This window comes from Pantoea sp. X85 (genome assembly GCF_029623675.1).
Taxonomy (GTDB): domain Bacteria; phylum Pseudomonadota; class Gammaproteobacteria; order Enterobacterales; family Enterobacteriaceae; genus Pantoea; species Pantoea leporis.
Genome location: NZ_CP121109.1, coordinates 71,527 through 94,293 on the forward strand (window position 1 = coordinate 71,527; position 22,767 = coordinate 94,293).

The window sequence follows — 22,767 nt, forward strand, 5'->3', positions numbered from 1 at the left end:
TAAACTTAAGGAATCGGATAACGTTTAAGGGAAAATTTACCATGTTAGAGACAAACCGCCTGATCCTCCGACAATGGCAGCAAACAGACTTACAACCCTTTGCCGAACTCAATGCCGATCCCGAAGTGATGAAGTATTTCCCGAAAACGCTGAGTCGTCAGGAAAGCGACAACGTCGTTGCAAGATTTAAGGCGATGATTGTTGCAAACCAGGGTTGGGGTTTTTGGGCCGTTGAGATGAAAGCCACCGGCGAATTTGTCGGCAGCGTGGGTTTTGCACAGCAGCCAGATCGCTTCGATTTTTCTCCCTGCACGGAAATTGGCTGGCGTATCAATAAAAAGTTCTGGGGGCAGGGAATCGCCAAAGAGGCCGCCCAGGCATCGTTGGCTTACGCGTTTAATGTTTTGCATCTTCCCGAGGTCGTTTCGTTCACCAGTACTCATAACACGCCATCTGAGAAGCTGATGCAGCGATTGGGGATGCAGAAACAAACTATCTTTCTCCATCCCGCGTTACCTGTCGATCACGCGCTAGCTGAGCATGTGCTGTATAAGATTTTCAACAACAACTTCATTGACTCGCCTCTCTAAACCCGGCATCAGTCAGTGTCGCCCGCACATGAGGAAGACTCTGCGGATAATTTTGCTGAATAAACTCAATCATCTTTTCCCGCACGTAACAGCGTAAATCAAAGGCGGTGGGGGAATTCTGCGCCGTCATTAATAATCTGATGGTCATGGTTTTGTCAGTGGTATCCGTAACCTGAAGCACCTGAGTTTGTTGATCCCAGAGTTTAGTTTCACTGAGGACTTTTTCAAAATGCTTACGCAGAGGATCTAATGGCATCGAATAATCGAGGTAAAGAAAAACAGAGCCTAATATTTGGGCGTTATTGCGCGTCCAGTTCTGGAAGGCATTTTCGGTAAAGTAGGTGATGGGCAAAACTAAACGACGCAGATCCCAAATACGCACCACAACATAAGTCAGGTTGATCTCTTCAATCCAGCCCCATTCATTTTCCACCACTACAGCATCATCAATTTTTATCGGTTGGGTAAAGGCGATCTGAATCCCGGCGAATAGATTAACCAGCGATTTCTGCAGGGCAAAGCCAATGATTATACCGGCAACGCCGGCACCAGCGAGAATGGTGGTGCCGAATTTTCGCACGCCAGGGAAACTGAGCAAAATTAGCGAAAGACACAATGTCACCAGTACGACAATCGCGACTTTTTTCACATACATTATCTGCGTGCGAATTTTTCGCGCACGAAGGTTATTCGAAAGATTGATGTCATAGCGAATAAATAGCATATCCTGCGCCACATTGATCAATCGAATAAGCACCGAGCAGAAGGATAAGATAATGAATATATTAACGGTGGTGGTAATAAAGCTCAGGGAGCCTGGCTGGATATTAACATAACTAAGTCCAGCACTAATTAACAGTAAAGGGATAAACAGAAACAGCGATCCGCGCAGATGCTTTTCCAGTGACTTGAACAGTTTTCTATCACGTTTTTGCCAGTAGCGAATAAATCTAAGGAGGATAAATCGCGCCAGAAATCCTATTGCGAGTGAGAGAGTGACAAGCAAAACAGCAGGCACCCATGTTGGAGCACCAGATAACTCATCAAATAATAATGGCATTACTTTCCCTTTTATTAAGCCAACAACCGTGGTTGTCAGATAAGTCAAAAAATTCAGTAACCATTCTGTTATCGGTTATCTGCAGATTATTTATTCATGCTTATCAGTATAGACGCTGTGGCAGGCTTGGTTGTCAGGGGATGGGTGGCGTATGCATCGGTCGCCACCAATGGCGACCCTTAGGCAGTTTGGCGAGGTTTGTGTAGGGTGCGCAGTGATGCGCACCTGTTACGAAAGGAAGTAAATCAATCACTTTGAAACTACAACTTTAGCTGGCTGCCTAAAATAGCATCGGCTTCCTGCAGTGTCACATCGAGTCCCGCAGAGGGCGTAAATGTCAATTCGCCAAAAATAACCTTACCGTTGAGAAGGTAGAAGTCAGCACGAACAAATTTAAAATCAGCGGCCAGTTTAACCGCGTACTCTTTCATGTTATTGAAACCTTCCGGCATCTTTGGATAGCTGTTGGTATTGATTAATTCAACAGTATCTTCAAAGGGAAGCGGATGCCAGTTCATATCAAAATAATAGAATTTCGGTGTGCCTTTCTCTCGCTGCATGCACACCATTACCGCATAAGGTTTTCCATTGAAACAGTAGAATTTATAATCCTCTGGGAATCCACCACGTTCATTCTCAATGTATTTTTCGCATAAGATTTTGCGGTCAATTTTCTTATACTGCGGCTCAATGAAATGGGAGGAGAAATCCTGCTTCAACCATTTACTGAGTTGCTTGTTGGTTTTTTCAATGTCCAGCGATGCTTTGCTATCACAGATTATGTTGTAACCTGCGCCATGGTTACACTTAAGTGCGAATTTATTGGGTAATGCGCGGTAGTCAATATCCATTGGGTCATCATACACGCCGTAGAGTTCATTCAGGATTTCACCACACCCTTTCGCTATCACATACTCCCGAACCTTATACTTGTCCGCGCACAAGGTATAAATATCGCCATTTAACTCATTGAATTTGAGCCACTGAATTTTTTCATTGAAATTGATTGGATTGGTTAAGTTCAGCTTTTTCTTGAACTTAATATAGTAATGTGTTTTAGCGCAAAATTCTGGGTACATATATGCGCTGATTTTTAACGCTGATTTGACTGTGTGTTTTATCATTTTCATTAAAATTATCTCAGTTTGAAAATGTTAAGATGCATTTTGATGATTGTTTTATTTCTGAAGAAGTAATTGAGTAAAGTGCAAGACATAATCTCAACGATCAAAAAACAGTATGCGGCCCCATTAATGCCGAAGGAATTAATCATTAGCCATGAAAGCGGTATGGTTAAGACACAACATAAAAACATCTTTTTAGCCAGGTAACTGTATCCGGACTCTTTGATCATATAGCGATAACAAATTGTACCTAATGCAGAGAACATAGTGCCGATGATAATGATGGGAATGATACTCACGGAATCCATATACTTATCGCCATACAATAAATGGATGAAGTATTCACCAAAAAAGTAGAATCCAGCTAACGCTATAAGCGAACACAAGATGACAATTCGGTTGATTTTAATGAGTAGCATTTCAACGGTGATTTGATCTTTTTCACTGTATATCTTTGAGAAGAAGCTTGTTATTAATGCCAATACGATAAATGACCAGGCACCTCCTATGGTTAACGCGACGCTATACACGCCCAGATTTGAGTAAGAAAGGATTTTTGCCAAAAAAATGCTCGATATCTGCGTATAGATGTCAGCCGATAGACTCGATAAAATCAGCGCACCGCCGGTGAATAACATATGACGGTTATACATTCCGGCGCCTTTACGATTCTCATTTATTTTTGTGGTGTAGTTAAAATAGATAAGACGCAGGAAATAAGGTATGAGCGGGATGATAATAATAGGAATGGTGAAGTAGTTCACGGGCATTTTGAAGTATGAAATAGAGAATCGAATCAACAAGGCAACAGATAAGCCGATCACATTGGTGATAGTGTTTATTTTTGATTTTAATTGCGTGTTGTTGTAGATGGAAAAGAAGTCCATCACAATGTAGTAAGTGGCAATACAGTTTGCCACACCAAATAGAAACACAATGATGTCAGTGAAGAAGTAGAGGTAGATCAACACCGCGCTTGATGACAGGAGAAAGAAAAATCGCCGTTGATTTTGTGTGTGTATCGCTAATGCGATCCCAGACTTACTCTTTTCACTCATGCGTTTAAAGATGATGTTCTGACCGCCAAACCACGATAGCGTTTGCACAAATATAAACAGAGAAGTTGAAATGTTTATTTTGCCATAGTCTTCAGGGCCAACGTATTTTGCCATCAGCGCATTAATATATATTAGCCCGATGATATTGACTGACTTTTCTAACATGATCCATATTGAGTTAGAGTACATTGCATGTCTCTCATCTACAGAGCTGTGTTGATAGCGTTAAGGACTGTTTATAAGCCATCCGCAAAAAATGAAGCTTTCTTCTATATGCATTAATGTTGTGTATTATTGCGAAATATTCATATAAAAAATACCCAATATTACTGTTTATTCTGCAGGCTAAATTAATTGGTTGACAGTGTGGCTGCTGATATCCAATTAGTGAAGGTTTTTTTTATTAATCAGATTAATGACGTGCGTTTTCAAATATTGAGTCCATTATTTAATCGTGTTCGACTCTATATATTGTGATGATGATCATGATTTTCTTTAACGGGGCTAATTACCGAGAGCACACAGTGTAGCGGCGCAATTCATTGCGCGATTATGCACTATTTCATGGGGCTGATTTCTGACCACGTCAGTACCGCTGTGGCTTACAGCCTGCCGCTGCTGTGCTTTGTCGTGGTGCTGGCCTATGCATTGAGGCAGCGCAGACATTCATAATGCGGTGAGTGGCTTGAGGGGCGATTCTGCGGAATCGCCTTACGAGTGAACGTTAAAGTAATGCGTGCAAATGCCGATAAGCCTTTCAGGCTTTTAAAAGCTGTTTTTGTACTCAATATTCGTATTAATCAGGAGAGCAAGATGGATGTATCACAAATTACATCACTGGCTACCGGCCTTGATAACATGGAACTGGCTAATAAAATAAGCACGTTAGTACTGAAGAAGACGTTAGATAATCAGCAATCGATGGCGAGCGGCATTCTGGATTCGATTCCTCAGTTGCCTGCAAACCCTGCAATTGGGCGCAACATTAATACCACTGCCTGAAGTCAGCATTAACGGTTTTATGGAGTGATGTCGATCTGGTATCACTCCCCAAATGATTAAATAGTGTTGGCATGTTATTAGCGGAAGAAATTACAGGGTGAAGGTGTCGATCACATATCCTGTTCGCGCAGTATTTTGCCGACATTTCCGCCCGGATGGACGTTGAGCAGCCGCTGCTGATCGAAGCCGTTACGCAGCATGATGTTACAGCACAGCGCATCGAACACCGCCAGCACCAGCATGATAGAAGTGGTAGCCAGCATATTGAGCGGGTCGATCTCCCTCTGGATATGCGTTTTCACTACCAGCGTAGCGGCGTCGGCAATCGCTGAGTCCAGGTTTTCCGTCACGCTGATGATAGCAACGCCTTTGGTTTTAAGCGTCGGCAGCAGGCGCGTTAGTTCTTCAGAATTACCGCCTCGTGAAATCAGGATCATCAGGTCGTTGTTGCGCATAAATCCCAGGTCACCGTGGGCTGCATCGGTAGCGTTGAGGTACACTGCCGGCTGCTCGACGCACGCCAGCATATGGGCGATTTTCCGCGCGGCAATTCCCGAGGTGCCAACACCGGTCACAACAATTTTACCGTGACATCCGGTAACCAGCATCAGGAGCTGGTGCCAGGTTTCGGCATCAAGATTACGTTGTAACGCCAGTAATTCCTCGCTATAGGTCTGCCAGGCCTGACATGCCTGAGTAAATTCTTCTTCCGCATTCATTCGGTTTTCCCCTGCATCAGGTCACGATATTTCATGCTGTCGTGATACATCTCGTGGAATACGCGGTATTTACGATCGTAATACTCTTTGATTTTGTTGGTCTGTGGTGTGATGGTTTTACCAATGCGGCTCATTGCAGCCATGGCTTCCGGCAGCGAATCATAGACACCCGCTGCAACGGTGCCCATCATGGCGCTGCCGAGCAACATCGCTTCACTCTCTTCCGGCAACAGCATTGCGCAGCCTGTCGCGTTGGAATGCTCCTGCACAAAAATCGGGTTTTTAGTGCCACCACCACTCGCCATCATGGTATCAATGCAATAACCACTCTGGTTCATGGTTTCAATAATATGACGAGTGCCGAGCGCCAGCGCCTGAATGGTGGCGAGATAATGCAGCGCCATGTCTTCCGGCGTGCGAGACAATTTCAGGCCAGTCAACGTGCCCGTGAGTGTTGGATTAGCACGCGGTGAGCGGTTGCCGTGGAAATAGGGCAACATATGAATGTCTTTGGTCAGGAACGCGATATTTTCTGGCTCACCCGCCATGTTGCGCAAAATACCATTCAGAATTTCATAAATCGTTTTGCCGCTGTCTTTGCCCTGTTTGAGTAAATCCTGATAACACGGGTGTGAATGAATGACATGATCAATTAACGCGCCGGTAGTCGATTGTCCGCCTTCATTCAGCCAGTAATCCGGCAGAATCGCCGAATAATATGGCCCCCAGATCCCACCGATATAGCGCGCGCTACGCGACATCGCCATATGAGCGGTGGACGTTCCGCCAATCAGCGCGATGCGATTATCGAAATCCGCTGATTCGCCGGATACGCCGCTGGCACCCAGAATGCCGAGGCTACCCGCGTGGGCATCAATAATGGAGACGCTGACCGCCGTACCGGCAATCAACCCCATTTCTGCAGCGGCGCGCTGAGTTAATCCATGCCCCAGCGGCTCACCCATGGTTTTTACTTCACTGCCGATTTTTGACGCGTTGTTTTCCAGCAAATCTTCCAGACCGATCTGGCGGAAATAGCTCGAGTCCCAGCGGTCTTCGTGACCGATATACGTCCATTTGCAGACGGTAGAGCACAACGAACGCGTGGTGTCCTGCGTGGCCCGCCAGGTAAGAAAATCAGGTAGGTCGAACAGATGCCCGACATTGCTCCAGGTCGTCGGCATGTGTTGCTTCAGCCACAGCAGTTTTGGCGTCTGCATTTCTGGTGAGATGATTCCGCCGACAAATTCCAGCACGCGGTGGCCGGTGGCATTGATGCGTTCTGCCTGCGTGATAGCACGGTGATCCATCCATACAATAATGTTCTGCTCGCTTCGCCCGGACGGGCTGACGGTCAGCGGTTTACCTTCTTTATCCAGCACCACCAGCGAACAAGTCGCGTCAAAACCAATGCCTTTCACCTGAATAGGATTGATATCTGCCTGATTAACCGCGTCTTTTACGGCGTTACAGACGGATTGCCAAATCTCATCGGAAGACTGTTCGACGAAATCGGCTTTCGGGCGGTACAACGTGATCTCACGGCTGGCCTGGCCGACCATGCGGCCGGTCATATCGAAGACGCCTGCGCGGGCGCTGCCGGTTCCTACGTCTATTCCAATAAAGTATGTCGCCATGTTTTTTCCCTTCGTAAAAATCTTTCGCTTATGATTTTCTGTTTTGCAGAGCGATAAACAGGATCAGAACGCAACCCCACAGCGCCATGGTCAGATAACTGCTAACGCCCATCAGGTTAAGGCCGCTCTCGAGCATTTGCAGGACGATCAACGCCAGTACCAGTCCGATGACCCGGCCAAACCCGCCGTCGGGATTAATTCCACCGAGTACAGAAGCCAGAATGGTCACCAGCAAATAGGAGTCGCCATAGCCTGCTTTGGCCGAGTTGAATTTGGACATCATCAGCAGTGCCGCGCCCCATCCGAGCAGCGCGGAAAGCATATACACCGCGAGGGTAACTTTGTGGGTGTTAACACCACTGAACCGCGTGGCCTGTTCGTTAGAACCCATCAGATAGAGGCTGCGTCCCAGCGTGGTATGTTCCAGTAACACCCACAACAGCAGCGCCACCAGCAGGAATAACAGCAGCGCAACCGGAATGCCGAGCAGGCTGCCGTTGCTGAGATATTGAATGGCTGCCGGGAAGCCGGAAATCACAGCACCATTGGTTAGCAGAATATTCAGCCCGCCAATCAGCGTCATGGTACCGAGGGTCGCCAGAATCGGCGAAACACCGATATAGGCGATCAGTACGCCATTGAGCGCGCCAATGAGCACGGCGACCACCAGACCCGCGAGCATCGCCAGCGCGAAATATTCTGGCTGGTTCGGGTGCGCCACCAGAATGGCCGCCATCGCCAGCGAACAGGCATTGGCTCCGGCAATGACCGAAAGATTGATACCGCCGGTGAGCATGGTGATACCCATCCCCAGCGCCAGCATGCCCAGAATCGGTAACTGAGAGGAGATCGACTGGAAATTGCCGACGCTGTAAAAACTGCCGCCCAGCGTGAACGAGAACAGCACGGCAACGGCGACGATGATCAGTAACTGCAAGCGGATGATGCGATCGCCAGGAAAGAAGCGGTTTAAGGTTGTCATGTCACATTCCCTTTGCCAGTTTGCGTTTTTCATTCCACGCGGTGCTGCTGATGCTGACCAGAATGATCACGCCGCTGAAAACCTGATGCCAGTAAGATGAAATGCTCAGCAAGGTCATACCATTTTGCAGGAAGGCCAGCAGCATTACCCCCAGAATGGTGCCTGTCAGCGAGCCACGGCCGCCGGTCATGCTGGTGCCGCCTAATACCACCGCCGCCAGCACCGTCAGCTCATAACCCAGCAGGGAATTAGGCGCGACAGACTGGGTGATTTGCGCCTGAACCACGGCCGCTATACCCGCCAGCAATCCCATAAATCCGTATACATAAAAATGCAGTCGCAGGATGTTCAGGCCGAGACGCGACGCAGCGTCACGGTTGCTGCCCATGGCATAAATCTGGCGCCCCACGCGTGTGCGGTTCATCAACACGCCGGTGGCGATGATCACGCCCAGCAAGCTAAGCAGCGGCAGTGTCAGGCCATAGTCGTAACCGTCGGCGGCGGTAAAGGAGAACCAATTAATACCGTTCATAAACCAGTCGGGAAACCCGTATAACCAGGTGCCATTGGTGACATACACCAGCAGACCGTAAAACAGGTTTAACGTGGCAATGGTGATAATGATGGCCGGAACGCGCAGCCAGTACACCAGAAAACCGTTGACCAGCCCGAGCAGCAACCCGCTGCCCATCGACAGGGCAAATGCCAGTGGAAAGCTACCGCCGTGATGGATGATGTAACTGGCCATCACGTACTGACCGATTGAGGTGATGGCCGGGAAGGAGATGTCGATGCCTCCGGCAATTAACACCACAAACAGTCCACAGGCCAGAATGGCAAGAATGGCGTAGCTGGTGGCGACGTCAGTCAGGTTACCCAGGGTCATAAATTCACTGGTGCCGACGCTTAAGCCAATCACCAGCAGCAGAACCAGTAATCCCAGCCAGAACTCGTGCTGGGAAAACAGTTTCAACAGAGATTTATTATCCATTAATCACCTCCGCAATCTGCGCTTCGCTGCTTTGGTGCGGCGCGAATTCCGCTACCAGTTCGCCTTTGCGCATCACCAGCACGCGATGACTGTTGTAATACGCTTCCGGAATTTCATCGCAAATCATCAGCACCGCCATGCCAGATTCCGCCAAATCGCGTGCGATGCGATAAATTCCCTCTTTGTTGGCAATATCTACGCCGACGGTCGGCGAATCGAGGATCAGAATATGGGGTTGTGTTGCTACCCATTTGGCGATGGCGATACGTTGTGCGTTACCGCCAGAAAGGGTTTTAACGGGTAACTGGCTATCCGAAACTTTGATGTTCAAATCGCGGATTAGGTCTCTTACCACCGCTGCGGCTTTCTGATGGTCCATTAATCCTGCGCCGGTGTGCAGCTTGTCGAAAATGGACACCAGCGTGTTGTCATAAATGGATTGTTCCATGATCAGACCCTGCGTCAGACGGTCTTCTGACACATAAGCAATGCCGTGACGGATGGCGTCGCGGTTACTGTGGAATTGCACCACATTGCCGTTAACGCGGATTTCTCCGCTATCTGGTTGGCTCATGCCGAACAGGCTCAGACAGAGTTCCGTCCGGCCCGAACCGAGCAGGCCAATAATCGAGGTGATTTCACCCTGGCGCAGCGCCAGTGAAATATTCTGATACTGACCTTTGCGGCTTAGTTGGCTGACTTCAAGGAGTGGCGTTACGTTAGCTGGCGCACGATGCGGCAGATGACTGTAGGTAAAACGTTGTCCGGTCATCAGGAATGCCAGTTCATTACTGTCGAGTTCGCTGGCCGGATAGGTGCCAACCAGTTTGCCGTCGCGCATCACGCTGATGCGATCGGCCACTTCCATCACCTCATCAAGACGGTGGCTGACAAACACCACGCAGATACCGGCGGATTTGAGCTCATTCACCACGCGCAATAGACCATTCACTTCAGTACGAGTCAGCGATGCGGTCGGTTCATCCATAATCACTAAACTGGCGTCAGCGGCGATAGCGCGGCATATGGCGACTAATTGGCGATCGGCGATCGACAGCTTTTCGACTTTACGATCCGGATCCAGAGAGACGCCGACCCGTTGCATCGCTGCCATCGCTTTTTGGCGCATTGCCTCGCGATGTACCCAAAAATCTCCGCCGGGTAAATAACAGTGAATGGCAATATTTTCGGCTACCGACAGATTGGGAAATAAAGACAAATCCTGATAAATAACCTGAATGCCGTAATACGAAGAGAGCTGCGGCGTCAGAGTATGAAATAGTTTTCCGTCCAGCGTAATGGCCGCGCCTTTTTCCGGCTGATAAACACCAGAAATGACTTTAATGATGGTACTTTTGCCACAGCCATTTTGACCAGCAAGGCAATGCACTTCGCCTTTATTTAACGTCAGGCTGACATTGTCTAATGCTAGTACGCCGGGAAATTTTTTGCTGATTCTTTCAATGCTGATAAAGGCCTCATAAGGGGCAGGGGACGTATTAAGCGTATTCATCACCGATCCTTAAGCATATCCTTTATAATTCCAGTGGGCCTTGGCTGCACATTTTCGACCTAATCAATGGGTTATCTTTACGCATTGGCCGCTTTGCCCTGCTGGAATTATTTAGGGTATAAATTTTCATGTCTGAGTCGAGATCTAAATACGGCACAACATACAACGCCGTATTTATTTCTCTTAGCCTGGTGTGGCGCTGGAGATAATCTGTCTCCGGAAAATACCTGAATTAAAAAGCCTGATCAGAATCCAAGTGATTTCGCATTCTCTGGTGTCACTTCCAGAATTTTATTAAAGCGAATGACTTTTTTATCCATATCTACGTCAGCTTTTCCCAGCCCTTCGATAGTCAGATCTTTGGTGACTTCTTTACCCTGCAATAGCTGATCAGCAACCGTTACTAAGGCATAGCCGGCATCTTTCGGATCCCACAGCAGCGCTTTCTTAATATCACCGCGCATTAAATACGGAGCAGCTTGAGCGGGCATAGCGATACCAACAACGGCGATTTTATTTTTAGCGCGTTTCTGTTGAACCGCCTGACCCGCACCAATCGGGCCGAGCGAACCGAAACCGATAATCCCTTTCAGGTCGGGATAGGTCTTCATTAAATCCAATGTGGTGGAGTACGACTTATCAATATTTTCCGCCACCGGCAGGCGAGACGTTACTTCATGCATATCCGGGTACTTTTCTTTCTGATATTTGATCGCAGCATCCGCCCACGCGTTATGCAGCGGCACAGTCAGGGATCCGACATAAATGGCGTACCCTCCTTTGCTACCCATATCTTTTGCCAGTTCGTCCATATTGGCTTCAGCATATTTCTGGCTGTCGATGGTTTCGATATCCCATTGACCAATTTGCTGGTCCGGCGATTCATGGGTTAATACCACGATGCCCTGGTCACGCGCTTTCTTTAATACCGGCTCCAATACTTTGGCATCGTTTGGTACCACGATGATGGCGTCGACTTTTTTAGCAATCAAATCTTCAATCACTTTGACCTGCTGGGCCGGGTCTGGAGTGGAGCCGCCGACTTGATAAGCGTTGACATCCAGTTTTTGCGCGGCTTCTTTCACGCCGACTTCCATGCGGGTAAACCATGGAATGCCGGTGACTTTGGCGACCACGGCAATATCGTAAGGCTTAGCGGCGAAAGAGGGTGTTGTGAATAACATGCATGCTGAAACCACACATGCACTGACTAATGCGAGGTTAAATTTCATTGCGATACCTTTCTTATGATGTTTTGCAGTAGGGAGCGGACGGTTGGTATTCAATTCACACTCAGAGATTAACTGAAGGAGACACCGGTTTTCGCATGATTGTGATCAAAATGTGAACAATGCCCAGTTTTGTTAAATTTAAAGGTTAATTGTGTTAATAAAAAGTAAATAAACACTCCTCCCTTTCCCGGCATCCCGAATTTCAGAGGTGATGGGGTGTTTCTATTAACAATTTATTTCCAATAAAGTAACAAAAGAGAAATATTTGACCGCGTCGTATCTTTCTTGCAGCGAAGAAGGCGGTGCCAAAAATTTTATTTGCACGGAATGTGAACAGCAGCGCATTCCTGGCGATTTTAAGATTCCGAAAACGACGTTTCCCGACCGCCGTCATTTTCATCCTCACCGGATATGAGCCTTGTCACAAAATACGTATGACGTTTTTAGCCCTCAAAAAGTAACGCTAAGAAGTGAGGGGCTGTTAAAGGCCCGTTGCAGCTTGTTAATGAATTTGCTAACGCAGATTAATGCAGTAAACGCATCAACTCATGAGTTTATTGCGCTTATATAGTTTGTTTTGCTCATCCAGTCTGCAGAAGCAGGCGCTGTAAAAGCGCTAATGACAAACTGGAGATAAACATGCATTCCTCTAACCTACCCATGACGGCCCGAACCCGATGCAGTGCGATACTGCGGGTGACTTCTGGCAACTTTCTGGAACAATTCGATTTTTTCCTTTTCGGGTTTTATGCCACTTATATCGCCCATACTTTCTTTCCGGCCAGCAGTGAATTTGCTTCGCTGATGATGACCTTTGCGGTCTTTGGCGCAGGGTTTTTAATGCGTCCGGTCGGCGCGATTGTGCTGGGCGCGTATATTGATAAAGTCGGCAGACGTAAAGGGCTCATTGTTACCTTGTCGATCATGGCGGCGGGGACCTTCCTGATTGTTCTCATTCCGTCTTATCAAACGATTGGGCTCTGGGCACCCTTTTTAGTGCTGTGTGGTCGCTTATTGCAAGGCTTCTCAGCGGGCGCAGAGTTAGGCGGCGTATCCGTTTATCTGGCAGAAATTGCCACGCCCGGCCGTAAAGGTTTTTACACCAGCTGGCAATCTGGCAGCCAGCAAGTGGCCATTATGGTGGCAGCGGCCATGGGCTTCGCGCTAAATGCGGCTATGGAAGAAAGCACCCTTCGCGAGTGGGGATGGCGTTTGCCTTTCCTGTTCGGCTGCCTGATTGTTCCGTTCATTTTTGTTCTGCGCCGTAAACTGGAAGAGACCGAAGCGTTCACTGCTCGCCGCAACCACCTGGCGATGCGTGACGTGTTTAAAACGCTGTTAGCAAACTGGCAGGTGGTTATCGCCGGAATGTTGATGGTCGCCATGACCACCACCGCGTTTTATCTGATCACCGTATATGCCCCTACCTTTGGTAAAAAGGTGCTGATGCTGAGCGCTTCTGACAGCCTGCTGGTGACTCTGCTGGTAGCGGTATCAAACTTCTTCTGGCTACCGGTTGGGGGAGCCCTGTCAGACCGCTATGGCCGTAAGCCTGTATTGGTGACCATGGCGATGCTGGCGCTGATGACTGCTTATCCGGCACTTAACCTGCTTGCTGAAGCACCCAGCTTTTCCATGATGCTGACAGTGCTGTTGTGGCTCTCCTTCCTTTACGGTCTGTATAACGGCGCCATGATCCCGGCATTAACAGAGATTATGCCGGTAGAAGTGCGAGTTGCAGGCTTCTCTCTGGCCTACAGTCTGGCTACGGCTATTTTCGGTGGATTTACGCCAGTCATTTCAACTGCACTGATTGAGTACACCGGCGATAAAGCTTCACCCGGCTACTGGATGAGCTTTGCTGCGATTTGTGCATTACTGGCCACCCTCTATTTATACCGTCGCAGCGCGTTATCACTTCAAACCGCTGGTTAGTTCAGGAATAACATCATGCAAAAAATACATCGTTCACTTCTCATTACGCTGTTAGTGAGTTCCGTTAGTTTTTCAGCGGCGGCCAAAGATGTCACCGTTATGATTTCGGGCGGATTTAAAGCGGCGCTGGAAAAACTGGCCCCACAATTTGAAGCAAAAAGCGGCGACAAGATCATCTTGATCTCAGGTCCCTCGATGGGGAGAACGCCTCAGGCGATTCCAGCGCGCCTGGCACGCGGGGAGAAGGCGGATGTGGTGATTATGGTCGGTGATGCGCTGAAAAACCTGGAGAAGGATAACTGGCTTCAGCCGGGTTCGCGCGTTGAGCTAGCCGACTCTTCAATTGGTATGGTCGTCAAAGAAGGTGAGCCTAAACTAAATATTAAAACGGATGCAGATCTGCGTAATGCCCTTTTGCAGGCCAAATCTATTGCTTATTCTGACAGTGCCAGCGGCCGCTATGTCAGCAGCCAACTGTTTAAAAAACTGGGTATAGAAGACCAGGTAAAAACAAAAGCGCATAGGATAGAGCGCATTCCGGTGGCATCCGAAGTGGCTAAAGGCAATTATGCCGTCGGTTTCCAACAAGTGAGTGAATTGCTACCTGTGCCGGGCGTCACCTTTGTGGGTGAACTGCCTGAAGATGTGCAATACGTTACCCGTTTTGCCGGTGCGGTGACCGCCAAAGCAACAAACGGGCAGGAGGGCAAAGCGTTACTCAACTTCCTCTCTTCGGCTGAGGCGCAAGATACTGTGCGCGCTACCGGATTGCGATCGGTGACGGCTGAACGGCCGGTTAAACAACACGATACTGTTCAGTGATCAACTTCTCTAACTCAGCTGCAATGTAGGATTGCATACGGCCACTGCGCCTGATCAGGCCAACCGTACGCTTTACCACCGGCTCAGTGAGTGAAAGGTGTGTGAGTACTGAATGCTCTGACATCGGCATTGACATAGCGGGTACGGCAGCCATGCCGATACCCGCTTCAACCATACCTAGCATGGTGGTCACATGACGGGTTTCGCAGATACTGGGGCGCTCAGGAACGATGTGATCCAGCATCTTATCAAGTAGATGGCGGTTACCGGAGGTCTTATCCAGCTCAATGTAATCCTGCTGATAAAACTCTCGCCAGGTCAGGTTTTTTTTATTGGCTAATGGATGATCCCGCCTGCAGGCCGCCACGTAGACATCGCTCGTCAAGGGTATAAATTCGATAGTGGTTTGCAGATCTCTGGCAAAACAGATGCCAAAGTCTGCCTGACCACTGGCCACTGCTTCAATGACGTTTCCAGCGCTACTATCAATGATTTTCACACGCACCCGTGGATAGCGTGTCTGGAAACGGCGGATAACATCGGGCATAAAATAGTAGGCTGCCGAGGGCACAGTGGCAACGGTGACCAGCCCTACACGATCCTGACTCACCTTATTAATATCCGCTAATACCAGTTCAACATTCGCCAGCAGCTGATCTGAGCGTTCAGCAAAGGTCCGTCCATACAGTGTCAACGTGACACGCCGGGTCGTTCTGTCGAACAACTTGATCCCTAACGCGGATTCCAGCTTTTCAATCCTACGACTCAACGCTGACTGAGAAAGGCAGATGGACTCAGCGGCAAGACGAAAATTACTGTATTCAACCAGCGCACGGAAGGCATAAAGATCGTTAAGGTCAAAGTTTACAGGCATAGCAGCAGACAGTCCTTTGGAGCCAGCGGGTGTTCAAAGGGGCAATGATAGCCACATTATTGATTACGGTAACCACGTCTTACCTACAAATGTTATTACTTCTTATGTTGGCAAATAATTTTGCCATGAAATGGTCATTATTTCCCCACCAGCATTTCTGGCAGCGTGCTGCGTTGTCGGAACCACGCGGCAAAAAAGCCGACGATAATGCAAAACTCGGCAATATCTCCGCCGTAATACATCCACTGCGCAGCCTGCTGAATTTCTCCAGCGCTGGCTAAGGTTCCACGTGGATATCCGAAGCCGTACATCAACTTCGCAAGAATAGCGTGAGCGGCCGTAGCAAAAAAAATTGCCGCCAGACGCACAGTTCTTGATGGACGGTGAGGCGCGGGATCGGGCCCGGCAACAGACCAGGTAAACAGGTAGCCGGAGAGGACAAAATGCAGATGAAGGAAAATAAACAGGGCAGGAATGGCCATGCTCAACGCATATAACGGAGTGAGATAAAGAAGATACATCCCGCCAATATCCAGCGAAGCAGCGGTAAATGGATGGATTAAAAAGCGTATCGGGCGGGTGCGGAGAATAGTCATCATAGCGCGCGCCCACCGTGCGGATAGAGTGCGTAATATCAGTGAGCCGGGCGCCCCAAATACCAATCCGAGAGGTCCAAACATACCAAGTAACAGATGCTGCAACATATGACCGCGTAAGTCATGATGCGCCCAGTTAGCCAAAGGCGGCAGCATGGATGCCACGATCATGACGATGCCGGCGGTGAAGCTGGCCATGCGCCAGGCGCTCCAGTGGGCAACCCGGCATAAACGGACAGCGGCGATCAAATAAAAAAAGAGGATGACAGCAGGAGCTATGACCAAAAGAATAAATAGCGCGACTGAATGAGGCATCGCCGCAGGATACATCATGGGATCCACGGATCAAACTTCCGTTTTAGCGGATAGAGCAGACCGCGCGTGACGATAAATCAGCAACCCTGCCACCAATAACAGCACAGCAGACAGATTCCAGATAAGGTCATAAAGCAGCACGTTATCAACATAGCGGATCTGATGCAGCCTGAGCAGCTTGTGATCAACAATCCCATCAAACAGTTGAAAAGCCCCCAAACCCACAATGAATCCTCCCCATGCTGCCGTGCGGTTGAGTTTTCCACGGCTTCGCAGGTCCGCAAACATGAAAAAACCAAGCACGAAAAGAATCAGCTCGCCTGCGTGCAATAATCCATCTGAAAGCAGGCTAAACGCGGGTGTGCCCCAGTCAAAGAAGTGATGCCAGGCCAGAATCTGATGAAATACCACTTCATCAATTGCCGCCATCATACCGATTCCCAGTGGAAGGGTGGCTATGAATGAACGTTTCAGATCGGGTTGAGGACTGGAATTCAAAGTTGGCACTACGTTCTCCGGGTAAAAGTTAAATTTCACTTAAGAAGCGTAGATGATAATTCCCGCAGCCCGGCCGGTTTACGCCAGCGTTATGTCGGGCAGGGCGCACGACATGACCAAAAGCGGTTTTCCAGAGATTTCGCTGAGATTGTGATGAGAGCAATCAGGCCTTGAAGCGATGAGAATTTGTGACCAAAATATCCGCTGGTCACTCATCATTTACATTAGCTCACCGAGCAAAGTTGAAATATGGCAGAGAAAAAAACTACCGCCGCCACGCGTGGGCCTTCCGACCATACCATCCGCGATCAGATTGTGGCTGCCGCCATGGAGTACTTTAGCCATTACGGCTTTGAGAAAACCACCGTATCCGATCTCGCGCGATCAATCGGCTTCTCCAAAGCCTACATTTACAAGTTTTTTGGTTCTAAGCAGGAAATCGGTGAAGTCATCTGCGCCAATTGCCTTACGGATATCACGGAAAGGCTGAACGCTGCGCTGGAGCAGTCACCTTCCGCCACGGGAAAAATAAAGCAGCTGTTTCAGACGCTTGCTGTGGCAGGCTGCGAGCTGTTTTTCCGCGAGCGTCGGCTGTATGACATTGCCGCCGCTTCCTCGCGTGAGCACTGGCCTGCTGCTGTGCAATATGAGGATTCCCTGCGTGAAATCGTGCTCGCCATCCTGCGCGCAGGACGCACTGCCGGGGAATTTGAGCGTAAAACGCCGCTGGATGAAACGGCCGCTGCCGTCTATCTGGTACTCAGACCTCTTGCCGATCCACTGCAACTGCAATCCTCACTTGATACGGCCAGAGAAGATGCAAGCCAATTGGCTGCATTAGTACTTAGAAGTCTCGCTCCGTAGTTTGTGACCATTGACATAATTGGTCACTAGTCAGAGAATGGCGTCCTCATACTTCCCTTGAGTAAGGTAACCCATGCTCCGGCATCTCCCTTTGTTGTCCGTCATCTGCCTGCTGCCGGTCATTCTGACTGGTTGCGGCGAACCTTCATCAGCCTCTGACGATCCGCGCTCCCGGCCGCCACTCATCAGGACGGCGACCGTCGAGCCTGCGGCGGGTCAATCTCGCGTTTTTACCGGCATTGTGGCCGCACGTTTTCAGAGCGACCTTGGTTTTCGCGTGTCGGGCAAGGTGCTTGAGCGTCTGGTTGATAAGGGGCAAAGCGTCAAACGCGGCCAGCTGCTGATGAGGCTCGATCCCGCTGATCTCGCGCTGCAGGTCCGCGCTGCGGAGGGTGCGGTAAACGCCGCCCAGGCACGCGCGCGCCAGACCGGCGATGATGAGAAACGCTATCGTGGATTGGTGGGTTCTGGCGCGGTCTCTGCATCCTCTTACAGTCAAATTCGTGCAGCGGCAGATGCAGCGCGTGCCGATCTGAGCGCCGCGCAGGCGCAGGCACGCGTGGCGCTCAACGCCTCGCAATATGCCGTATTAAGTGCTGATGCCGATGGCGTGGTGGTGGATACGTTGGCCGACCCAGGTCAGGTGGTTAGCGCCGGTCAAACGGTTGTGCGCCTCGCCCGCGCCGGTCAGCGTGAGGCGATGGTCAGTCTGCCGGAGACATTGCGCCCGCAGGTGGGATCGCCGGCCACAGCCATCCTGTATGGCAGTGGGATCGAGAATGATGCCAGGCTGCGCGAGTTGTCAGACTCGGCGGATGCAGCAACCCGCACCTACGAAGCACGCTATGTGCTAAGCGGTGCCGCAGCCAGTGCTCCACTGGGTTCAACCGTAACCCTGCGTATCCCGGAATCTGTGGCGACGCCAGAATCCTGGTCAGTACCGCTCAGTGCGGTTTGGGATGCGGGACGCGGTGCTGGCGTCTGGCTGGTGGAAGGCAAACCCGCCAAAGTCACCTGGCGGGCCGTGACGCTGCTCGGCATCAGCGACGACAGTGCGCGCGTGTCGGGTCCGCTTCAGAGCGGGGAACAGGTGGCCGCGCTGGGCGCACACCTGCTGCATGAAGGTGAAGCCGTCCGCATCGGAACGCCTGGGTCGCAAGGAGCCACGCCATGAGCCACAATCGCTTTAACCTCTCGGCGCTGGCGGTGCGTGAACGATCGGTCACGCTGTTCCTGATCATTCTCGTTACGGTCGCTGGCGTAGTGGCTTTTCTTGGTCTGGGAAGAGCGGAAGATCCCCCGTTTACCGTCAAGCAGCTGACGGTGATCACCGCCTGGCCTGGCGCCACCGCGCAGGAGATGCAGGATCAGGTGGCTGAGCCGCTGGAGAAGCGGCTGCAGGAGCTGAAGTGGTATGACCGCACCGAGACCTATACTCGTCCCGGAATGGCATACACCATGCTTTCCCTGCAGGACAGCACGCCGCCATCTGAAGTGCAGGAGCAGTTTTACCAGGCACGCAAAAAGCTCAGCGATGAGGCGCGCAACCTGCCGGCAGGTGTGATCGGGCCGATGGTTAACGATGAATTCTCGGATGTGGTTTTTGCCCTCTATGCACTGAAAGCAAAGGGTGAACCGCAGCGATTTCTGTCACGCGATGCCGAAAAACTCCGCCAGCAGCTGCTACACGTTGCGGGCGTAAAAAAAGTCACCATTACCGGCGAGCAGGCAGAACGTATTTATGTCTCCTTTTCCAGCGATCGCCTCGCTACGCTGGGCATTACACCGGAACAGATATTTAACGCCCTGAACGGGCAAAATGCCCTGTCACCCGCCGGTTCGATACAAACGCGCGGGCCCGAGGTGTTTATCCGCCTCGACGGTGCGCTGGATACGCTCGAAAAAATCCGCAACACGCCGGTCGTCTCCGGTAATCACACGCTACGGCTTGTCGACGTGGCCAAGGTCGAACGTGGCTATGTCGATCCGCCCGATTTTCTCATCCGTAATGAGGGTGAACCTGCACTGATGTTGAGCGTGGTAATGAGGGAAGGCTGGAACGGTCTTGAGCTGGGTAAGGCGCTGGAACAAGAGGTCCGAAATATAAATAGCGACATGCCGCTGGGCATGACGCTCACCAACGTTTCCGACCAGGCGGTTAACATCAGTTCGGCTGTCGATGAGTTCATGGTGAAGTTCTTCGTGGCTTTGCTGGTGGTGATGGTGGTGTGCTTTGTTAGCATGGGCTGGCGCGTTGGCATCGTGGTTGCTGCCGCGGTTCCGCTGACGCTTGCCGTAGTATTTGTGGTGATGGCCGCCACGGGAAAAAACTTTGACCGCATCACGCTGGGTTCACTCATCCTCGCACTGGGTTTACTGGTTGATGACGCCATCATTGCGATAGAAATGATGGTGGTGAAAATGGAAGAGGGCTATGACCGCATCAAAGCATCGGCCTACGCCTGGAGCCATACAGCCGCGCCGATGCTGGCCGGCACGCTGGTAACCGCGATCGGCTTCATGCCCAACGGCTTTGCGCAGTCCACCGCCGGTGAATACACCAGCAATATGTTCTGGATCGTGGGGATTGCCCTGATTGCCTCGTGGGTGGTGGCAGTATTGTTTACCCCTTATCTGGGCGTGAAGATGCTGCCCGACATCAAGCCGGTTGTCGGTGGCCACGCGGCAATCTATAACACCCGCCACTACAATCGCTTTAGACGACTGCTAACCAAAGTCATCGCGCATAAGTGGTGGGTGGCAGGCGCGGTGATTAGCTGCTTTGTGCTGGCGATCATTGGCATGGGGCTGGTGAAAAAACAGTTCTTCCCGACCTCCGATCGTCCTGAGGTGCTGGTTGAAGTGCAAATGCCTTATGGCACTTCAATAGAGCAGACCAGCCAGACCACGGCGCGAATTGAGCACTGGCTGAAAAAGCAAAAAGAAACCCGCACCGTAACCGCATATATCGGGCAGGGCGCGCCGCGTTTCTATCTGGCGATGGCCCCGGAATTGCCGGATCCCTCTTTTGCCAAAATCGTGGTGCTGACCAACGGCGAGCACGATCGCGATGCGCTGAAGCAGCGTCTGCGAGAAGCGGCAGCAGATGGGCTCGCGCCTGAAGCGCAGGTGCGCGTCACGCAGCTGGTTTTCGGTCCCTATTCGCCTTATCCGGTTGCTTACCGGGTGATGGGTCCCGATCCAGACGTACTGCGCCAGCTGGCCGCGAAAGTGAAAGTACTGATGCAGGCCAGCCCGATGATGCGCACCGTCAACACCGACTGGGGTTCACGTGTGCCGGTAATGCATTTCAGGCTGGATCAGGATCGGCTGCAGGCGATGGGGCTAACGCCTGCCGGAGCGGCTCGTCAACTGCAGTTCCTGCTGAGCGGGGCATCGATCACGGCGATTCGTGAAGATATCCGATCTGTGGAAGTGGTTGGTCGTGCAGCCGGAGAGGTGCGCCTAGATCCCGCGCGCCTTGACGCTTTGACGCTAGCCGGAGCCGATGGGCAGCGCATTCCACTCTCGCAACTCGGTGAAATCGACATCCGCATGGAAGATCCGCTGCTGCGTCGCCGCGACAGAACGCCAACCATAACGGTGCGCGGCGATATTGCTGACGGATTGCAGCCACCGGATGTCTCAAGCGCGTTGAGCCGGGAACTTCAGCCATTAATCGCGTCACTGCCGCCGGGGTACCGTATTGAACAGGCGGGCTCGATTGAGGAGTCGGGTAAAGCGACCAAAGCGATGCTGCCGCTGTTCCCAATTATGATTGCCCTGACGCTGCTGATCATCATCCTGCAGGTGCGTTCCATGGCAGCGATGGTGATGGTTTTTCTGACCGCGCCGCTCGGGCTGGTGGGCGTTGTGCCCATGCTGTTGCTATTCCAGCAGCCCTTTGGCATCAATGCACTGGTTGGGCTGATCGCGCTGTCAGGGATTCTGATGCGTAATACGCTGATCCTGATTGGACAAATCCATCAGAATGAGCGGGAAGGCCACGATCCTTTCAAGGCTATCGTTGAGGCAACGGTGCAGCGCGCCCGGCCGGTTCTGCTGACAGCGCTAGCGGCGATTCTGGCATTTATTCCACTGACGCACTCCGTGTTCTGGGGCACGCTGGCTTACACGCTAATTGGCGGGACGCTGGGCGGCACCATTATGACGCTGGTGTTTTTACCGGCGATGTATGCCATCTGGTTCCGTGTCAGGTAGGCTATTGATGTAAAAAAATCCCCGCCTGGAGCGGGGAAGGAAGTATGAACAATATGCAAAGACTCTCGCACGCTGTGCGTGCTGTGTGTAACCTTCGTACCAAGTATGAAGCGATAAAAGAGTAGTAGCAGTATTTAACGCCTGCAACTCAGGTCCACAAATAAAAATGAAAAGGCTTGGGGACGAGGCCTTTATCACTTCAATCATCACCGCAATGGTTTGATGAACAGCCCTGAAAACCCTGCCTGGCTTCGTTTATCCTCGTCAGTAAAACCCGAGCGTTACTTATCAACGTGGTCTTTTAAAAATGAGAAATCGATTAATAAATGGCATTTATTTGGAATGGCCAAATAAAAATTATCAATATTCTTGATGATTGAGTTCATAAATAACCGAAGCGGTTTCATTTTGATAAAGATGCAATTTAAATGACTGTAATAGGAGCTAAAATAAAAAAATATAACCCGTGCATTTTTTTTAATCTCCTATAAATTGACCCAGCGGTACTCTCCGCACGTAACGAATGATGCTTTGCATCGCCTCTGAAAGCGTTAGAGATTTCCACTTTCAGAGGTCATTTTTTTCCTGCCATAAAAGTCTATTCCTTTTTACTTGCCCTGTCTCATATTAAATATTCATCAATTCACGCCAATAAAGCTGTACAACATTGCGATCATTGTATAAGTTTACTTCATGACGATCTGATTAAAATATGAACACGTGAGGTTTCCTTG

At 50.3% G+C, this 22,767-nt stretch carries 19 protein-coding genes and 1 pseudogene; 8 read left to right on the forward strand and 12 right to left on the reverse strand.

Translation table 11 applies throughout. The features are described from left to right. Positions 1-41 precede the first annotated feature (41 nt). Positions 42-590: a GNAT family N-acetyltransferase gene (locus P6287_RS20050; RefSeq protein WP_277975191.1), complete on the forward strand. Its 549-nt coding sequence runs from the start codon at positions 42-44 to the stop codon at positions 588-590. Here the strand turns inward: P6287_RS20050 and P6287_RS20055 are convergent. The 3 genes from P6287_RS20055 to P6287_RS20065 form a co-directional block, all read right to left on the reverse strand. After that, the gene (locus P6287_RS20055; RefSeq protein WP_137387105.1) at positions 571-1,650 is read right to left on the reverse strand and encodes a mechanosensitive ion channel domain-containing protein; all 1,080 of its coding nucleotides are present in this window, start codon (positions 1,648-1,650) and stop codon (positions 571-573) included. The genes P6287_RS20050 and P6287_RS20055 overlap by 20 nt on opposite strands. A 260-nt stretch (positions 1,651-1,910) precedes the next feature. Continuing rightward, complete coding sequence (locus P6287_RS20060) at positions 1,911-2,780, reverse strand: ATP-grasp fold amidoligase family protein (protein ID WP_277975192.1); 870 nt, start codon at positions 2,778-2,780, stop codon at positions 1,911-1,913. 5 nt (positions 2,781-2,785) lie between these two features. After that, positions 2,786-4,021 (reverse strand): oligosaccharide flippase family protein, encoded by a 1,236-nt coding sequence (locus tag P6287_RS20065; RefSeq protein WP_192414595.1) that lies wholly within the window; start codon positions 4,019-4,021, stop codon positions 2,786-2,788. Between the two features lie 357 nt (positions 4,022-4,378). Here P6287_RS20065 and P6287_RS20070 point away from each other — a divergent pair. Both P6287_RS20070 and P6287_RS20075 read left to right on the forward strand, forming a co-directional pair. After that, a pseudogene (locus P6287_RS20070) lies at positions 4,379-4,504 on the forward strand (glucose/galactose MFS transporter); the annotation flags it as partial. 141 nt (positions 4,505-4,645) lie between these two features. Further along, positions 4,646-4,834 carry a YjfB family protein gene (locus P6287_RS20075; RefSeq protein WP_110867097.1) on the forward strand — a complete coding sequence of 63 codons (189 nt, stop codon included), beginning with the start codon at positions 4,646-4,648 and terminating at the stop codon, positions 4,832-4,834. A 110-nt stretch (positions 4,835-4,944) separates the two neighbouring features. On the opposite strand, the gene P6287_RS20080 is transcribed toward P6287_RS20075, so the two are convergent. The 6 genes from P6287_RS20080 to P6287_RS20105 all read right to left on the reverse strand — a co-directional run bounded on the left by P6287_RS20080 (position 4,945) and on the right by P6287_RS20105 (position 11,908). Beyond that, positions 4,945-5,553, reverse strand: coding sequence for an SIS domain-containing protein (locus tag P6287_RS20080; RefSeq protein ID WP_110867098.1), 609 nt, complete (start codon positions 5,551-5,553; stop codon positions 4,945-4,947). Then, positions 5,550-7,190 (reverse strand): FGGY-family carbohydrate kinase, encoded by a 1,641-nt coding sequence (locus P6287_RS20085; RefSeq protein WP_277975193.1) that lies wholly within the window; start codon positions 7,188-7,190, stop codon positions 5,550-5,552. The genes P6287_RS20080 and P6287_RS20085 overlap by 4 nt, the downstream gene beginning before the upstream one ends. A gap of 28 nt (positions 7,191-7,218) precedes the next feature. Further along, positions 7,219-8,172 (reverse strand): ABC transporter permease, encoded by a 954-nt coding sequence (locus tag P6287_RS20090; protein ID WP_277975194.1) that lies wholly within the window; start codon positions 8,170-8,172, stop codon positions 7,219-7,221. A 1-nt stretch (position 8,173) separates the two neighbouring features. Further along, a complete protein-coding gene (locus tag P6287_RS20095) occupies positions 8,174-9,163 on the reverse strand; it encodes an ABC transporter permease (RefSeq protein WP_192414589.1) in 990 nt (329 codons plus the stop codon). Further along, a complete protein-coding gene (locus P6287_RS20100; protein ID WP_277975195.1) occupies positions 9,156-10,676 on the reverse strand; it encodes a sugar ABC transporter ATP-binding protein in 1,521 nt (506 codons plus the stop codon). Before P6287_RS20100 ends, P6287_RS20095 begins: the two co-directional genes overlap by 8 nt. A gap of 245 nt (positions 10,677-10,921) precedes the next feature. Further along, positions 10,922-11,908: an autoinducer 2 ABC transporter substrate-binding protein gene (locus P6287_RS20105; RefSeq protein WP_192235288.1), complete on the reverse strand. Its 987-nt coding sequence runs from the start codon at positions 11,906-11,908 to the stop codon at positions 10,922-10,924. A gap of 639 nt (positions 11,909-12,547) precedes the next feature. Here P6287_RS20105 and P6287_RS20110 point away from each other — a divergent pair. Together P6287_RS20110 and P6287_RS20115 are read left to right on the forward strand one after the other, a co-directional pair. Beyond that, the gene (locus tag P6287_RS20110; RefSeq protein ID WP_192235286.1) at positions 12,548-13,843 is read left to right on the forward strand and encodes an MFS transporter; all 1,296 of its coding nucleotides are present in this window, start codon (positions 12,548-12,550) and stop codon (positions 13,841-13,843) included. Positions 13,844-13,858: 15 nt separating this feature from the next. Beyond that, positions 13,859-14,665, forward strand: a complete 807-nt coding sequence (locus tag P6287_RS20115; protein ID WP_277975196.1) for a substrate-binding domain-containing protein — start codon at positions 13,859-13,861, stop codon at positions 14,663-14,665. Here the strand turns inward: P6287_RS20115 and P6287_RS20120 are convergent. The 3 genes from P6287_RS20120 to P6287_RS20130 form a co-directional block, all read right to left on the reverse strand. Further along, on the reverse strand, positions 14,640-15,539 hold the full coding sequence (locus tag P6287_RS20120; protein ID WP_110867105.1) for a LysR family transcriptional regulator: 900 nt from the start codon (positions 15,537-15,539) through the stop codon (positions 14,640-14,642). The two genes, P6287_RS20115 and P6287_RS20120, sit on opposite strands and share 26 nt — an antisense overlap. 137 nt (positions 15,540-15,676) lie before the next feature. Then, on the reverse strand, positions 15,677-16,468 hold the full coding sequence (locus P6287_RS20125) for a cytochrome c oxidase assembly protein (protein ID WP_277975197.1): 792 nt from the start codon (positions 16,466-16,468) through the stop codon (positions 15,677-15,679). A gap of 12 nt (positions 16,469-16,480) precedes the next feature. After that, positions 16,481-16,948, reverse strand: coding sequence for a DUF2243 domain-containing protein (locus P6287_RS20130; protein ID WP_277975357.1), 468 nt, complete (start codon positions 16,946-16,948; stop codon positions 16,481-16,483). 249 nt (positions 16,949-17,197) lie between these two features. Here P6287_RS20130 and P6287_RS20135 point away from each other — a divergent pair, with 249 nt between their 5' ends. The 3 genes from P6287_RS20135 to P6287_RS20145 all read left to right on the forward strand — a co-directional run bounded on the left by P6287_RS20135 (position 17,198) and on the right by P6287_RS20145 (position 22,033). Further along, positions 17,198-17,812 (forward strand): TetR/AcrR family transcriptional regulator, encoded by a 615-nt coding sequence (locus tag P6287_RS20135; protein ID WP_277975198.1) that lies wholly within the window; start codon positions 17,198-17,200, stop codon positions 17,810-17,812. Positions 17,813-17,885: 73 nt separating this feature from the next. Beyond that, on the forward strand, positions 17,886-18,986 hold the full coding sequence (locus P6287_RS20140) for an efflux RND transporter periplasmic adaptor subunit (protein ID WP_277975199.1): 1,101 nt from the start codon (positions 17,886-17,888) through the stop codon (positions 18,984-18,986). Beyond that, complete coding sequence (locus P6287_RS20145) at positions 18,983-22,033, forward strand: efflux RND transporter permease subunit (protein ID WP_277975200.1); 3,051 nt, start codon at positions 18,983-18,985, stop codon at positions 22,031-22,033. Before P6287_RS20140 ends, P6287_RS20145 begins: the two co-directional genes overlap by 4 nt. Positions 22,034-22,767: the final 734 nt, after the last annotated feature.